This window comes from Xanthomonas sp. A1809 (assembly GCF_017746015.1).
GTDB classification, from domain to species: Bacteria; Pseudomonadota; Gammaproteobacteria; order Xanthomonadales; family Xanthomonadaceae; genus Xanthomonas; species Xanthomonas euvesicatoria.
In genome coordinates this window covers 26,443-42,027 of sequence record NZ_JAGHWZ010000002.1, presented here as the reverse complement: position 1 = coordinate 42,027, position 15,585 = coordinate 26,443, and the positions used below count along the sequence as shown (strand labels likewise).

General features: G+C 66.0%; 15 protein-coding genes. 9 read left to right on the top strand and 6 right to left on the bottom strand.

The genetic code is table 11. From position 1 onward, the window contains the following. Position 1: 1 nt before the first annotated feature. Positions 2-1,861: a ferrous iron transporter B gene (locus tag J7396_RS00730; protein ID WP_031422431.1), complete on the bottom strand. Its 1,860-nt coding sequence runs from the start codon at positions 1,859-1,861 to the stop codon at positions 2-4. Beyond that, positions 1,858-2,106, bottom strand: coding sequence for a FeoA family protein (locus tag J7396_RS00725; RefSeq protein WP_003486267.1), 249 nt, complete (start codon positions 2,104-2,106; stop codon positions 1,858-1,860). Before J7396_RS00725 ends, J7396_RS00730 begins: the two co-directional genes overlap by 4 nt. Before the next feature lie 114 nt (positions 2,107-2,220). Here J7396_RS00725 and J7396_RS00720 point away from each other — a divergent pair, with 114 nt between their 5' ends. The 6 genes from J7396_RS00720 to J7396_RS00695 all read left to right on the top strand — a co-directional run bounded on the left by J7396_RS00720 (position 2,221) and on the right by J7396_RS00695 (position 6,368). Next, entirely contained in the window at positions 2,221-3,018 is a 798-nt protein-coding gene (locus J7396_RS00720) for an enoyl-CoA hydratase-related protein (RefSeq protein WP_029819287.1), read from the top strand. After that, positions 3,015-3,404 (top strand): VOC family protein, encoded by a 390-nt coding sequence (locus J7396_RS00715; protein WP_008571467.1) that lies wholly within the window; start codon positions 3,015-3,017, stop codon positions 3,402-3,404. Before J7396_RS00720 ends, J7396_RS00715 begins: the two co-directional genes overlap by 4 nt. A gap of 106 nt (positions 3,405-3,510) precedes the next feature. Beyond that, on the top strand, positions 3,511-4,407 hold the full coding sequence (locus tag J7396_RS00710; protein ID WP_008571466.1) for a hydroxymethylglutaryl-CoA lyase: 897 nt from the start codon (positions 3,511-3,513) through the stop codon (positions 4,405-4,407). 137 nt (positions 4,408-4,544) lie between these two features. After that, entirely contained in the window at positions 4,545-5,315 is a 771-nt protein-coding gene (locus J7396_RS00705) for an SDR family NAD(P)-dependent oxidoreductase (protein WP_011347201.1), read from the top strand. Between the two features lie 100 nt (positions 5,316-5,415). Beyond that, entirely contained in the window at positions 5,416-5,982 is a 567-nt protein-coding gene (gene yeiP, locus J7396_RS00700) for an elongation factor P-like protein YeiP (protein WP_008571463.1), read from the top strand. Then, positions 5,982-6,368 carry a hypothetical protein gene (locus J7396_RS00695; RefSeq protein WP_209260812.1) on the top strand — a complete coding sequence of 129 codons (387 nt, stop codon included), beginning with the start codon at positions 5,982-5,984 and terminating at the stop codon, positions 6,366-6,368. The genes yeiP and J7396_RS00695 overlap by 1 nt, the downstream gene beginning before the upstream one ends. A gap of 220 nt (positions 6,369-6,588) precedes the next feature. On the opposite strand, the gene J7396_RS00690 is transcribed toward J7396_RS00695, so the two are convergent. Genes J7396_RS00690 through J7396_RS00680 form a run of 3 tightly spaced genes read right to left on the bottom strand, consistent with a single transcriptional unit; the run spans position 6,589 to position 10,197 of the window. Beyond that, positions 6,589-8,448: a DUF4105 domain-containing protein gene (locus J7396_RS00690; protein WP_209260811.1), complete on the bottom strand. Its 1,860-nt coding sequence runs from the start codon at positions 8,446-8,448 to the stop codon at positions 6,589-6,591. Continuing rightward, the gene (locus tag J7396_RS00685) at positions 8,445-8,744 is read right to left on the bottom strand and encodes a DUF2388 domain-containing protein (protein ID WP_008571460.1); all 300 of its coding nucleotides are present in this window, start codon (positions 8,742-8,744) and stop codon (positions 8,445-8,447) included. Before J7396_RS00685 ends, J7396_RS00690 begins: the two co-directional genes overlap by 4 nt. A gap of 34 nt (positions 8,745-8,778) precedes the next feature. Further along, positions 8,779-10,197 carry an FAD-binding oxidoreductase gene (locus tag J7396_RS00680; RefSeq protein WP_071118606.1) on the bottom strand — a complete coding sequence of 473 codons (1,419 nt, stop codon included), beginning with the start codon at positions 10,195-10,197 and terminating at the stop codon, positions 8,779-8,781. A 208-nt stretch (positions 10,198-10,405) separates the two neighbouring features. On the opposite strand from J7396_RS00680, the gene serA reads away from it, so the two are divergent. Beyond that, positions 10,406-11,647 (top strand): phosphoglycerate dehydrogenase, encoded by a 1,242-nt coding sequence (gene serA, locus J7396_RS00675; RefSeq protein WP_071118607.1) that lies wholly within the window; start codon positions 10,406-10,408, stop codon positions 11,645-11,647. Positions 11,648-11,795: 148 nt separating this feature from the next. On the opposite strand, the gene J7396_RS00670 is transcribed toward serA, so the two are convergent. Continuing rightward, positions 11,796-12,386: an NUDIX hydrolase gene (locus J7396_RS00670; RefSeq protein ID WP_209260810.1), complete on the bottom strand. Its 591-nt coding sequence runs from the start codon at positions 12,384-12,386 to the stop codon at positions 11,796-11,798. A 143-nt stretch (positions 12,387-12,529) separates the two neighbouring features. Here J7396_RS00670 and J7396_RS00665 point away from each other — a divergent pair, with 143 nt between their 5' ends. Together J7396_RS00665 and J7396_RS00660 are read left to right on the top strand one after the other, a co-directional pair. Then, entirely contained in the window at positions 12,530-14,002 is a 1,473-nt protein-coding gene (locus J7396_RS00665) for an amino acid permease (RefSeq protein ID WP_164738791.1), read from the top strand. 76 nt (positions 14,003-14,078) lie between these two features. After that, positions 14,079-15,509 (top strand): amino acid permease, encoded by a 1,431-nt coding sequence (locus tag J7396_RS00660; protein WP_209260809.1) that lies wholly within the window; start codon positions 14,079-14,081, stop codon positions 15,507-15,509. Positions 15,510-15,585: the final 76 nt, after the last annotated feature.

Sequence of the window (15,585 nt, the reverse complement as noted above, 5' to 3'; positions counted from 1 at the left end):
CTCAGCCGGCCCCCAGCAGCACGGCCAGCTGGTAGGTCACCAGCGACGCCAGGTAGGCCAGCGCGAACAGGTACACCGCGCTGATGGTCATCTGCTTCCACGAGTTGGTTTCGCGCTTGATCGTGGCCAGCGTGGAGATGCACATCGGTGCGTAGATGTACCAGACCAGCAGCGACAGCGCGGTAGCCAGCGACCACCCGTCGCTGATCAACGGCGACAACGCCTGCGCTGCCGCGTCGTCGTCGGCAGCAGACAACGCGTACACCGTGGCCAGCGAGGCCACCGCCACTTCGCGTGCGGCCAGGCCGGGAATCAATGCGATGCAGATCTGCCAGTTGAAGCCCAGCGGTGCGAAGAACACTGCCATTGCGTGGCCGATACGACCGGCGAAGCTGTAGTCGATTGCCGGCAAGGTGGCATTGGCCGGCGCCTCGGGAAACGACAGCAGGAACCACAGCAGGATGGTCAGCGCCAGGATGATGCCGCCCACGCGCTTGAGGAAGATCCAGGCGCGCTCCCACAGCCCCAGCGCCAAGTCGCGTACCTGCGGCACGCGGTAGGACGGCAGCTCCAGCATCAACGGGTGCTCGCTCTTGTCGCGCCGCCATTTCTTCATCGTCCACGAGACCAGCAGCGCACTGACGATGGCCGCAGCGTACAGACCGAACAGCACCAGTCCCTGCTGGTTGAAGATGCCCCACACGGTCTTCTGCGGAATGAAGGCGCCGATCAACAACGCATACACCGGCAACCGCGCCGAACACGTCATCAGCGGCGCGACCATGATGGTGGCGAGCCGGTCGCGCGGGTCCTGGATGCTGCGCGTGGACATGATGCCCGGCACCGCACAGGCAAAACTCGACAACAGCGGAATGAACGAGCGCCCCGACAAACCGGCCACCGACATCATGCGATCGAGCAGAAACGCCGCACGCGGCAGGTAGCCGGATTCTTCCAAGGCCAGGATGAAGGCGAACAGGATCAGGATCTGCGGCAGGAACACGATCACCCCGCCCAGCCCGGCGATGACGCCATCCTTGAGCAAGCTGTTGAGCGGACCTTCCGGCAACGTCGCGCCGACCCACTCGCCCAAGGCGGCGGTGCCGCCGTCGATCAGGTCCATGACCGGCGCAGCCCAGGCATAGACCGCCTGGAAGATCATGAACATCACCACCGCCAGCGTGACCAGGCCCCAGATCGGATGCAGCAGCCAGCGGTCCAGCGCATCGTCCACGCGCGAGGTGCGGGTGGGCATGGTCACCGCTGCGCCCAGGATCTGCCGCACCAGCGCGTGATAATTACCGTCGGCCGGCGGATTGGCGGCGGGCGCCGTCAGGCGTGCCGCCTGCGCGTCGAGCCGCTCGACCAGCACCTTGGCACCACCGCGCCGCACCGCCACCGTTTCGACCACCGGCACGCCGAGCGCCTGCTCCAGCGCCGGCAGGTCGATGACAATGCCGCGTCGCTGTGCGGCATCCATCATGTTCAGCGCCACGATCATCGGCCGGCCGAGCTCGCGCAGTTCCAACGCAAAGCGCAGATGCAGGCGCAGATTGGTCGCATCCATCACATAGACCAGCACGTCCGGCGCCGGCTCGCCCGGATAAAAGCCACGGCACAGGTCGCGGGTGATCGCCTCGTCCAGGCTCGCCGGTTGCAGGCTGTAGGCGCCGGGCAGATCCAGCACCGCAAAGTCGCGCCCGGACGGTGCGCGGAAGTGGCCTTCCTTACGCTCGACGGTGACGCCGGTGTAATTGGCCACTTTCTGCCGGCTGCCGGTCAGCTGGTTGAACAGTGCGGTCTTGCCGCTGTTGGGGTTGCCAACCAGCGCCAGACGCAGCGGAACGGTGGCCGCGCTCATGCCGATCCTCCCGCATGGCGCACCTGCACGCGCGCAGCCTCGCTGCGCCGCAGGGCAAAACGCGTATAGCCCACCTGCACCAACAACGGTTCGCGGCCGACCGGCCCGGTGGCCAGCACCGTGACTTCCTCGCCCGCGACAAACCCCAACTCCCGCAAGCGCCGGGCGATCGTGTCGTTGGGGAGACGATCCTCCACGGAGTCCACGATGGCGGCGCGATGCAAAGGCATGTCGGACAGCGTCACAAAGACGGCCTGATTGTTAGGAATGGTTCTCAATTCTAGCATCGACGCACCGCGTCATGGCTCCGGCGACCCGGCCCGCTATCATGGTTCGCATCCCATTCATGGACGTACGCAATGCAGGACACCGGCTTGATCGTCGAAGACCACGGAGCGGTCCGCACCTTGCGATTGCATCGGCCCGCAGTACATAACGCCTTCGATGCGACGCTGATCGCGGCGTTGACCGATGCATTACGCGAGGCGGGCCGGGCGTCGCAGGTCCGCGTCGTCGTGCTGACCGGTGATGGCGCGGCCTTTTCGGCCGGCGCAGACCTGAACTGGATGCGCGGCATGGCCAGCGCCAGCGAAGCCGAGAACGCCGCCGACGCACTGGCGCTGGCGCAGCTGATGCGCACCCTGGATGAACTGCCCAAGCCCACCATCGCGCGCGTCAACGGCGCTGCTTTCGGCGGCGGTGTCGGCCTGGTGGCGTGTTGCGATATCGCCATCGGTTGTACCGAGGCGCGCTTCGGCCTGACCGAAAGCAAGCTCGGCCTGCTGCCGGCGGTCATTTCGCCCTATGTGGTTGCAGCGATCGGCGCGCGCCAGGCGCGGCGCTGGTTCGCAACCGCCGAGATCTTCGATGCCGGCACCGCGCAGTTGCTGGGTCTGCTGCACCAGCTGGTGGCCGCCGACCAGCTGGATATCGCAGTGGAACGCCAGGTTCGCCTGTTGCTGGCAGCGGCGCCGCTGGCCACCAGCAGCGCCAAGGCGCTGGTGCGCTCGGTGCTGCCAACTGCCGACCGCGATGCCATCGATGCCGCCAATGCGGCCTTGATTGCCCGTCTGCGCGTGTCGCCCGAAGGCCAGGAAGGCCTGGGTGCGTTTCTGGACAAGCGCAGCGCCGCGTGGATGCCGGAGAGCATGGCGTGAGCGCGATCGACCATATCGGCCTGGCCTGCAGCGACCTGCAAACCAGCACCGCGTTCTACCGGGCCGCGCTGGCGCCCCTGGGCATTACGCTGCTGGTGGAACTGACGGCCGCGCAAACCGGCGGCCGCGCGCATGCCGGCTTCGGCACCGAGCGCCCGTTTCTCTGGCTGGGCTCCCACGCGCAGGCGCCGGGCACCACCCATGTCGCGCTGACGGCGAGCGACCGCCACAGCGTGGATGCGTTTCATCGTGCTGCGCTGGCCGCCGGTGGCCGCGATCACGGCGCGCCCGGGCTGCGCCCGCATTACCACCCACACTATTACAGCGCCTTCGTGCTCGATCCCGATGGCCACAATTGCGAAGCGGTCTGCCACCTCCCCGCATGAGTCTCTTTCCGATGTCCCTGGTTTCCTTGTCCGCGCATTCGGCCGCCACCCCGCACGCGGTTGCGGCGATGCCTGCACGACGTCATGCGCGCCGCGATGTGAGCGCATGAGCGACTTCGTCCGCATTGTCGAAGTTGGCCCACGCGATGGCCTGCAAAACGAAGCGCAGCCGATCGCCACTGCCGACAAGATCGCGTTGATCGATCAACTCTCGGCCACCGGGCTGCGCACGATCGAAGCAACCAGCTTCGTCAGCCCGCGCTGGGTACCGCAGCTGGCCGACGCCGCCGAGGTGTTTGCCGGCATCGCGCAGGTGCCGGGCATCGCATATCCGGTGCTGGTGCCCAACCTGCAGGGCTACGAACGCGCACGCGCGGCCGGGGCGCAGGAAGTGGCGGTCTTCACCGCGGCGTCGGAGGCGTTTAATCGCACCAATACCAACGCCGGCATCGACGAATCGATCGAACGCTTTCGGCCGATCCTGCAGCAGGCCGCGCTCGATGGTGTGCGCGTGCGCGGCTACGTCTCCACCGTGCTGGGCTGCCCGTACCAGGGCGAAGTGCCGGTGGCCGATGTGGTCGATGTGGCGCAACGTCTGCACGCACTCGGCTGCTATGAAATCTCGCTGGGCGACACCATTGGCGTAGGCACGCCGGTCAAGGCGCGTCAGATGCTGGCCGCGGTGGCGCAGGCGGTGCCGATGCAGGCGTTGGCGGTGCATTTCCACGATACCTATGGGCAGGCGCTGGCCAATATCGCCGCATGCCTGGAGCAAGGCGTACGCGTGATCGATGCGGCCGTGTCCGGTGCGGGCGGCTGCCCGTATGCCAGGGGCGCCAGCGGCAACGTCGCCAGCGAAGACGTGGTGTACCTGTTGCAGGGGCTGGGCATGCCCACCGGCATCGACCTGCCTGCCCTGGCCCGCACCGGCCGCTGGCTGGCGCAGCTGCTCGGTCGCGACACCGGCAGCAAGGTCGGCAAGGCGTTGGCTGCCGCCGGCTGAGGTTTTCCTGCCCGCGCAATCGTGCATCACCGACCACCGCGATCACGCAGGGGCTTGGGCTAGAATTGCCGACCGCTCCGCCGATCGTTCGTTTGCCGCCAACACCGGCCACCAACGCTATTTTAGGGAACCACCGCATGCAGCCCTCTTCTGTTCTTGCCATCGTCACCGGCGGCGTTTCCGGCCTCGGCCTGGCGGTCGCACAGCGTCTGGTGGTCGACGGCGGCAAGGTCGCGTTGTTCGATGTCAACGCCGACAAGGCCGAGTCGGCGCTGGCGCTGCTCGGTGCCGGCAACGCGCATTACTTCGCCACCGATGTCACCGACGAAGCGCAGGTGGCCGCCAATGTGGCGCAGGCTGCACAGGCGCTGGGCGGGCTCAACCTGGTGGTGAATTGCGCCGGCATCCTGGGCGCCGGTCGCGTGCTGGGCAAGGAAGCGCCGATGCCGTTGGCCACCTTCCGCAACACCGTGCTGGTGAATCTGGTCGGCAGCTTCAACGTGGCCAAGGCCGCTGCCGATGTCATGCAACACAACACCGCCGGCGATGACGGCGAGCGCGGCGTGATCGTCAATACCGCCTCGGTGGCGGCATTCGAGGGCCAGATCGGCCAGGCAGCGTATGCGGCAAGCAAAGGCGGCGTGGTCGGCATGACCTTGCCGATGGCACGCGAACTGGCGCGCTTCGGTATCCGCGTGATGACGATCGCGCCGGGCGTGTTCTGGACCCCGATGGTCGACGGCATGCCCGAGGCCGTGCAGCAATCGCTGGCCGCCTCCATCCCGTTCCCCTCGCGTCTGGGCCAGCCCGACGAATACGCCGACACCGTCGCCTTCATCCTGCGCAACCGCTACCTCAACGGCGAAGTGATTCGCCTGGACGGCGGCGTGCGGTTGGTACCCAAGTAGCGGGGATTGGGGAATCGGGAATGGGGAATCGTAACGGCGCCCTGCTCTCAGCACCCCGGCCCCGGCTTTTTCGATTTCCCATTCCCTACTCCCGATTCCCATGAAAGCCAACGACATCAAGAAAGGCAACGTCGTCGAATACAACGGCGGCATTTACCAGATCCGCGACATCGAACGCAGCTCGCCGCAGGGCCGCGGCGGCAATGTGCGCTTTCGTTTCATCATGTACAGCGTGCCGGGCGGGGTGAAAACCGACGCCAGCTTCGATGCCGACGACAACCTGCCGGAAGTGGAGCTGCTGCGCCGGCAGTCCACGTTCTCGTACAAGGATGGCGAAGCGTTCGTGTTCATGGACGACGAAGACTTCACCCCGTACACGCTGGATGCGGACGTGATCGGCACCGACGCCGGCTACATCACCGATGGTCTGACCGGCATCTATGTGCAAGTGATCGACGACCAGCCGGTGGCCGTACAACTGCCGCAGACGGTGACGCTGGAAGTGGTAGAGACTCCGCCGGAATTGAAGGGCGGCACCGCCACCAAGCGGCCCAAGCCGGCCAAGCTCAACACCGGCATGGAAATCATGGTGCCCGAGTACATTACCAATGGCGAACGCGTGCTGGTCAACACCACCACGGGCGAATTTGCCGGTCGCGCCGACTGATGCGTCGCGTTGCTGTTGTCGTGGCCGTGGGTGTGCTGGCGGCCTGCAGCGTGCAACAAACACCGACGCAGGCCGCAACGCCTGCGCCGGTGGCCTGCACCGATCCCAAGGTGGAAGACGAATGGCTGCAGCATCCGGCAGGCCTGTGCGGCATGCCGGAGGATGTGCGCAAACTGGTCGACGACTACGACACCTGCGAGCACTTCGCCGGCGAAGAGCCGTATGACGCCGACCGCCGGCACGAAATCGAAGTCGCCGTGGCACAGTTCTGCACGCCGGCACCGGAACGCCTGGCCAGGTTGATGCGGCAGTACCGCAAGGATGCGCATGTCAGCCAATGGCTGCGCCAGTATTCCAAGCAAGCGGATCTGCAACCGGCCGGCTGAGATGCATCGGCTGATCTGACAGCTGCGTGCCAGTGAGGTGGATTACTCCTGCTAGTGGCAGCGTCGCCACAACTCACGGCTGAAGACTGCAGCCGTTCCGTTCTCGCCAAGAGAGGGTGGCGCGCCGCCCGCTCGATGAGGGCGAGGCAATTCGGAGAATCCGGGCTGCCCCTGCCCTCACCCCAACCCTCTCCCAGCGGGAGAGGGGCCGGCACGCGTGCTATTGCACCTGCATAGGGATGCGCACCTCCGAGTGCGCTTTGTCGGCGGCGGCATCACCGCGCGCAAGCACGCGCAGGCGCGCGCGCAAACGCTCCACATTCGCTTCGCCCTGCTGCAATCCCGTGCGCACGTTGGCTGGCAATTGCTGGCGTCCAGCCAGCTGCAGCTGTTTCCAGCCATCGACCAACACCGCGCTTTCCTGCGCCACGCGCGCGCTCAGCTGTTGCTGCTCGTCCGCTTGTGGCAAGCCATACCCCGCGCTGCCCAACAGCACCGCCGGATGACTGAGTTGCGCCTGGCGCGCGAACAGCGCTTGCAGCTGTCCCTGCACCGCGTCGCGCGCGCCCATGCCCGGTTGCAACAGGCGCTTGAGCGCATCGCGCGCCAGCAATTCCTCTCGACGCAGGGCTGCCTGTTCCAGCAACAATGCCGCTGCAGTTTCGCGCAGACCACCGCGATCGAACCATTGCGCGCGCACCTCGGGCGCGGCGTCCAGCCACTGCGCGACGGTTGTTTGCGGCACTGCGATGCCACGCCGAAGGACGTCGAACATGGCCTGGTAATGCGCCGCCGCCGATTCGAAGTAATAGCCCTGGCGGATGGCTTGTGCAGGGTCGTCCAGCACCTGCAGATCGGCGATGCCGGCACGCTGCAATCGTTGCCGCAGACCGCGCGGCGTGATCGAGGACAAGTTCGCTGCAGCCAGACGCGGCACCCCGTCATGCAGCAACTTGTAGGTTTCCACCGCGCAGTTGTTGCCGATGAAGTAATAGCGCCCGTCGTAACTCCAATGCACCTGCGCGGCGCGCTCGAGCAGGGCCGCGACCTCGTCGGGCGTCAGGGCCAGCGGCACCGACGACAGGGCGCGCAATTCCACCTTGGTGTATTCGTCCACGACCTGGTTCAACGGCAGCACGAACAGCCGCGACGGGTACGAACCCGTGAGCCCGCGCCAGCTGGAAATCTGCACATCGCCCACGAACGCGCGGAACGACAGCACGCGGTGGTATTGCAGATCCAACCGGCATGCGGGGCCCGGCGCACGGCCGGGTGCGCAGATCACCAGGCGCAACATGCTATGGCCCCAGCGGCTCATCGGCTGCTCGTTACCCTCGGCAAGCAGATAGTCCACCGCGTACACGCGAGCCGGATCCAGCGTCAGCAACGACATCGCACCGGCGTCGTTGTCGGCCTGCAGGTACGGCAGCGCGGTCTCGCAGGGCGTAACACCCTGCGGCGGACCGATGCGTTGCGCAAACCAGGCCGCCAGCGCAGGGCGCCGGCAGGTGTAGTCGGCGTCCAGCACGTAATGCTCGAAATTGACCGCAACGAACTCGGCCGGGCTGCGGCGTTCGTATTCGTCCGGGCTGCGGTCGCTGAACCGATTGTCGCTGCGCCCCACCCGCCACGGCCGCACCTGCCAGCCGGCAAGGTCGCGCAGGCGCCGATCGCGCGACCACGCGCTGCGTGCGCCGCGATCGAACACATGCGCAAGTTCGTGTATGAGCGCTGCCATCGCCGCGCGCGTGGCAGCTGCGTTTTGATCGGAACGTGCGTCGTCGGATTGCGCGCTCCACGCCTGCAGCAGCGCGCGATCGAGCAGGATGCGATTGCCGATTGCACGGCCGTGTACCTGCGCCGGCAGATCGGTGCGCCATTGCAGCTGGATCGGGGCGGCCATCCGCTGCGTCCAGCCCTGCGGCAATCGCCGTGCGACCAACTGCACCAGCGCGTTGCTTGCTTCGATCTCCGCCGCAGGCAAGTCCGAGCGAACCACCTCGACCAACAATTCGGCCTGCGCCTGCGGTGCGACCAAGGCGGCCAGCAGCAGCCAGCCGCACCGCCGGCGCAGACTCACCGGGCCAGAATGGACTGCGCCAGCTCCAGGTCGCTGGCCAGCCGCGCAGCGTCGCTACGGCTACGCAACTGCAGCAACGCCGCTTCCAGACGCGCACCACGGATGACGCCATCGCTGGCAACAAAACCGGCCGCATCTTCGCGGGCGTCGGCCACCACCTTGTCGTCGCCGGAGCTGCTGCCGGACGAATTGGACGAGCCAGCCGACGAGGCACCTGCCGACGTCCCGGCCAGGCTGGATGCGAACGCTGCCAGCGGCAGCAGCGTCAAAGCGCAGAACACGAGGGAGCGCATCATGGGCTGATCGATTCCGTGTGAAGGTGCGGGAAGACTAACCGGCGGGCGTGTTGGCAGGTGCGTCATGCATCTCGAACAGCTTGCCGGGATTCAGCAAAAGATGAGGATCGAGCACATGTTTGATGCCGCGCATGAGGGCGATTTCCTCGGCAGAGCGCGTGCTCCACAGATAGGCCTTCTTGACCAGGCCGATGCCGTGTTCGGCGGAAATGCTGCCGTCGAAACGCTGCAGGGCCTGCGCCAGCAACTTGGTGACCTGATCGCAGGCCGCAACGAAATCGACCTGGCTGGTGCCATCGGGCTTGAGCACGTTGATGTGCAGGTTGCCATCGCCGATATGGCCGAACCACACCACATCGAAATGCGGATACGCATCGTGCAGCAACGCCTGGGTTTCGGCCAGGAACGCCGGCATCGCCGAGATGCGCACCGACACGTCGTTCTTGTACGGCGTGTAGCGCGCCAGCGCTTCGGTGATGCCCTCGCGCAGGCGCCACAGTTGCGCGGCCTGTGCATCGCTCTGGCTGATCACGCCATCGCTGACCCAGCCCTGCTCCATGCAGGTCTCGAAGGCCGCCATCGCAGCCGCCTCCTGCGCCTCATCGCCTGCGGCGAATTCGGTGACCACGTAATACGGGTGAACCTCAGCGAACGGCGCCTGCGCGCCATGCGCAAGCACATGTTCCAGCGCGCGATCGGTGAAAAATTCGAACGCCTCCAGGCGCAACTGCGCGCGAAACGCGGCAAACACCTGCATCAGCACTTCGAACGAGGGCAACGCAAGCAACATCACGTTGCTGGGCGGCGGCGGGTCGGTCAGCCGCAGCGTGGCTTCGACCACGATGCCGAGCGTGCCTTCGGAGCCGATCATCAGATGGCGGAAGTCGTAGCCGCTGGAATTTTTGACCAGCGCGTTGTTGAGTTCCAGCAACTCGCCGCCACCGGTGACCACCTTCAACCCGGCCACCCATTCGCGCGTATTGCCGTAGCGGATCACCCGGATGCCGCCGGCATTGGTGGCGATATTGCCGCCGATCGAACACGAACCGCGCGCCGCAAAATCTACGGGGTACACCAGCCCATGCTCGCGCGCGGCGTTGTGCACCGCTTCCAGCGGCATGCCGGCCTGCACGGTGAGCGTGCGATCCACTGCGTTGAAATCCAGCGGTTTGTTCAAACGCTCCAGGCTCAACACCAATTCGCCGTTGGCCGCCACTGCGCCGCCGGACAAGCCCGTGCGCCCGCCCGACGGCACCACCGCCACGCCTTGCGCATTTGCCCAACGCACGACCGCCTGCACTTCCTCCACCGAGCCCGGCAAGGCGATCGCGAGTGGGTTCGGCGTCCAGCGGCGTGTCCAGTCGCGCCCGTAATGCTCCAGGTCGGCCGGGTCGGTCTTCACACGCAACGCAGGCACGGCCTGTTGCAACGAAAGGAGGCGGGGATCGGTCATGGCACGCGGCGCTGCGGTAGGAACCGCACAGCGTGCCAGCGCCGGCCTGCATCGTCCAGCCGGCGCACTCACGGCCGACGCAGCGTTGGATTCAGCTGAAACCGTTGCGCCGCAAGGGCTTCGCCGGTGCGAACACCACATCGCGCCCACCCAATCGCGCACCCCATCTGGCATAGTTGCCGGCCCGATTGCTGCATTGCGTTCCCCCATGTCGCCGAAGAAAACCTCGTTTCCCAAGCAGGACATCCGCGTGCTGTTGCTGGAAGGCATCAGCCCGACCGCCGTGGACGTGTTCCGCGCCGCCGGCTACTCGCAGATCGAACTGCACGCCAAATCGCTGCCGGAAGACGAGTTGATCGCCCGCATCGCCGACGCACACATTGTGGGCATCCGCTCACGCACCCAGCTGAGCGCCGAGGTGCTGGCGCATGCCAAGCGCCTGATCGCAGTCGGCTGCTTCTGCATCGGTACCAACCAGGTGGACCTGGACGCGGCCGAGCTGGCCGGCATCCCGGTGTTCAACGCGCCCTACTCCAATACCCGCAGCGTGGCCGAACTGGTCATCGCCGAAGCGATCCTGTTGCTGCGTGGCATTCCGCAGAAGAACGCGCAATGCCATCGCGGCGGCTGGTCCAAGTCGGCCGCCGGCAGCCACGAAACGCGCGGCAAGGTGCTGGGCATCGTCGGCTACGGGCATATCGGCACCCAGGTCGGCGTGCTGGCCGAAGCGCTGGGCATGCAGGTGATCTTCCACGATATCGAAACCAAGCTGTCGTTGGGCAACGCACGCGCGGCCATCGACCTGGACGACCTGCTGGCGCGCTCGGACGTGGTCACCTTGCACGTGCCGGAAACCCCGTCGACCAAGGACATGATCGGCGCGCCTGAAATCGCCCGCATGAAACCCGGGGCGCATCTCATCAACGCCTCGCGTGGCACCGTCATCGACATCGACGCGCTGGATGCGGCGCTCACCTCCGGCCACATCGGCGGCGCGGCGGTGGATGTCTTTCCAATCGAGCCCAAGGGCAATGGCGATGCGTTCGAATCGCCGCTCACCGCGCACGACAATGTGATCCTGACCCCGCACGTGGGCGGCAGCACGCTGGAGGCGCAGGACAACATCGGGATCGAGGTCGCCGCCAAACTGGTGCGCTATAGCGACAATGGCAGCACCTTGTCGGCAGTGAACTTTCCGGAGGTCACCCTGCCCGAGCACGCTGAAAGCCTGCGGTTGTTGCACATCCATCGCAACGTGCCGGGCGTGCTGTCGCAGATCAACGAATTGTTCTCGCGCCATAACGTCAACATCGACGGCCAGTTCCTGCGCACCGACCCCAAGGTGGGCTATGTGGTCATCGATGTCAGCGCCAGCGAGGAGCTTGCCGGCGTGCTGAAGGACGAGCTGGGACAGATCACCGGCACCTTGCGGACGCGGGTCCTGTATTGAGCGGGATTTGGGAATCGGGATTCGGCATTGGTAACAGCGGTTCGCCGCAGCCGGTGGGTTCATCGGTCCAACCACGCTGTGGGAGCAGACATGGCCCGCTAGGTGGATGGGCGCCGGCCCACCGCTTCTGCCAATCCCGAATCCTGAATCACCACGCCCGGCTCGCCAGCCACTTTTCCGCCATCCGCCGCAGCGATGGATCGAGCTCGGGATCGGCAAGCAGCTCGGCGATCGGGCGCCAGGCCAGCGCCAGCGATTCTTCGCTGACCTTGAACGCCTCGTCCGCACCGGCCAGCACCACGTAGCGCGCATCGAAGTGCCAATGCCCCGCCACATCCCCGCGCGCCGGAATCCAGTGACGGTCCAGATCGAACAACTCTCCGTCGGCCAGCCGCAAGCCGACGAGTCCGGATTCCTCCTCCGCTTCACGTAATGCCACCTGCGCCAGATCGCGGTCGCCATCGGCGTGCCCGCCCAGCTGCAGCCAACGCTGCAGCTTGCGGTGATGGGTCAGCAAGGTGCGTGTGCCGTCGGCGCTAACCACCCACGCCGAGCCAGTGAAATGACCTTCGACACGCTCGCGCACGAACGGGTCGGTGGCATCGTCCAGCAATTGCGCGAACTGCTCGGCCAGCGCGGCCTCCTCCGGCCAACGCAGGCGGTACGCCGCCAGTTGTTGCTGCAGGGTTGCATCCACCATCTGTCGTTCTCGGTCGCCCGGTGCGGGCCAGGCGGCCATTATCGCCATTCATGCTGCGTACGCGCTTGTCGTGAGCGTGTAGCTTTGGCAAGGTAGGCCGCTTGCCTGTCCCACCGGGATGCGGCGCACCAATTCGTCCGGGCGCCCGCGCCTTCAAGCTTTGCCACTTAGGGATGTACCGAATGCTGAAGTCTCTGTTGAGGGTCAAACCGATCGAGCCCGCTGGCCACGTCGATGCAGGCGAACCGGTCGAAGGCAGCCTGCAAGGCGAAGCGACGCTGCAGCGGACCCTCACAGCCAAGCATCTGATCATGCTCGGTATCGGCGCGGTGATCGGCGCCGGCATCTTCGTGCTGACCGGCCAGGCCGCGGCCAATCACGCCGGCCCGGCGGTGATGCTGTCGTTCGTGTTCGCCGGTATCGCCTGCGCCTTCGCCGGCCTGTGCTACGCCGAATTCGCCGCGATGATGCCGGTCTCCGGCAGCGCCTATTCGTATTCATACGCCACGCTCGGCGAAGGCATCGCCTGGTTCATCGGCTGGTGTCTGGTGCTGGAATACCTGTTCGCCGGGTCCAGCGTTGCCGTCGGCTGGTCTGCCTACCTGATCAGCTTCATCACCGGCACCCTGGGGGTGCCGTTCCCCGCAGAGTTGGCGGGTGCGCCGCTGGCCTGGAACGGCCACGGCTTTGTCAGCTCCGGGAATGTGGTCAACCTGCCGGCCGTGCTGATCGTCGCGGCGGTGAGCATCCTGTGCTACGTCGGCGTCACCCAGTCGGCGTTCGCCAACGCGATCGTGGTGGCGATCAAGGTCGTGGTGATCTGCCTGTTCGTGGGCTTTGGCATTTCCTATATCGACCCGGCGAACTGGCACCCCTTCATCCCGGAAAACACCGGCCCTGGCCAGTTCGGCTGGGACGGGGTATTTCGCGCCGCGTCCATCGTGTTCTTCTCCTACATCGGCTTCGACGCGGTTTCCACCTCGGCCGGCGAAACCAAGGATCCGCAGAAGAACATGCCGATCGGCATCCTGGTGTCGTTGGCCATCTGCACCGTCATCTACATCATCGTCTGCGCGGTGCTGACCGGCCTGCTGCCCTATACCCAGCTCGGCACCGCCAAGCCGGTGGCCACCGCGCTGGAAGCCCACCCGCAACTGACCTGGCTCAAGACCGCGGTGGAAATCGGTGCCATTGCCGGCTTGTCGTCGGTGGTGCTGGTGATGCTGATGGCGCAGCCGCGCATCTTCTACACCATGGCCAAGGATGGGCTGATGCCCAAGCTGTTCGGCAAGGTGCACCCGAAATTCCGCACGCCTTACGTCGGCACGCTGTTCGTGGGCGTGGTCGCCGCGCTGCTGGCCGGGGTGATCCCGTTGAACGTGCTGGGCGAACTCGTCTCGATGGGTACCCTGCTCGCCTTCGCCACGGTCTGCGCCGGCGTGCTGGTGCTGCGCTTCACCAAGCCCGACCTGCCGCGCCCGTTCCGGGTGCCGCTGGCGATGGTGATCTGTCCCCTGGGCGCGTTGGCCTGTCTGTTCCTGTTCTTCCAGGCCTTCCAGGAACACTGGAAGGTGTTCGTGGGCTGGACCGTGATTGGCCTGGCGATCTACTTCGGCTACGGCATCCACCACAGTCGCCTCGCGAAACGGGCCTAAGCTTCTCTCAAGACCGGCGCGCGACGCCGGTCTTCTTGTTCAATGACCGCGCGTAGCGCCAAGCCGGAACCGCTTCATGTTCAAACAACTTTGGGCCACCAAACACCCGCACGCCAGCCATGAGGCGGCCGACGGGCTGGGCCTGCAACGCGCGCTTGGCCCCTGGGGGCTGACCGCCCTGGGAATCGGCGCGGTGATCGGCGGCGGCATCTTCGTCATCACCGGCCAGGCGGCGGCCGACCATGCCGGCCCGGCGATCATGCTCTCGTTCGTGCTCGCAGCGGTGTGCTGTGCGTTCTGTGCGATGGCCTACGCCGAATTCGCTGCGATGGTGCCGGTCTCCGGCAGCGCCTACACCTACACCTACGCCACCTTCGGCGAGCTGGCCGCGTGGTTCATCGGCTGGATGCTGGTGCTGGAATACGGCGTGTCCGCCTCGGCAGTGGCGGTCAGCTGGACCGGCTACTTCTTGAGCCTGCTCGAGCATTTCGACATCCACCTGCCGGCCGCATTCGTCAGCGCGCCGCTGGATGGCAAATTGCAACCCACCGGGGCGATCGCCAACCTGCCGGCGGCCGGGATCGTGCTGCTGCTGACCTGGCTGTGCTATGTCGGCATCCGCAAGTCGTCGGCAATGAACATGGCCATGGTGATCCTCAAGACGGGCTTGATCCTGCTGGTGATCGCGGTGGGCTGGAAATACGTGGACACCTCCAACTGGCACCCGTTCATCCCGGCCAACGAAGGCCCGGGCAAGTACGGCATGGAAGGCGTGCTGCGCGGCGCAGCGATGGTGTTCTTCGCCTATATCGGCTTCGAAGCGGTGTCGGTGGCGGCGCAGGAATCGCATCGCCCGCAACGCGACCTGCCGATCGGCATGATCCTGTCGCTGGTGATCTGCACCGTGCTCTACATCGCGATGGCGGCGGTCATGACCGGCTTGGTGCCGTACACCCTGCTCGGCACCGACGAGCCGGTGGTGACCGCGGTGGCGGCGCATCCGCAGCTGACCTGGTTGCGCGTGGTCGTGGAAGTGGGCGCGTTGATCGGGCTGTCATCGGTGGTGCTGGTGATGATCATCGGGCAGCCGCGCATCTTCATGATCATTGCGCGCGATGGCCTGCTGCCCTCGATCTTCACCCGCATCCACCCCAAGTACCGCACCCCGCATGTCAATACCGTCATCACCGGTGTCGGCATCGCGCTGCTGGCAGCGGTGTTCCCGCTGGATGTGCTGGGCGAATTGACGTCGATGGGTACGCTGATCGCCTTCGCGGCGGTCTGCGCCGGCGTGCTGATCCTGCGTCGCACGCACCCGGAACTGCCGCGTCCGTTCCGCATGCCGGCCGCCTGGCTGATCTGCAGCGCCGGCGTGTTGAGCTGCCTTGCGCTGCTGTCGGCGATGACGCTGCACAACTGGATGCTGATGGGCCTGTGGACGCTGGTCGGGCTGGTGATCTACTTCGGCTATGGGTATCGCCACAGCCGTCTGCGCGACGGCCGCTGAGCCCACGCATGATCGGGCGTCTGGCGCGGCAGGACGATGCCTGCTGCGCTGCACCTGCCCATGCACCGGGGGCGCA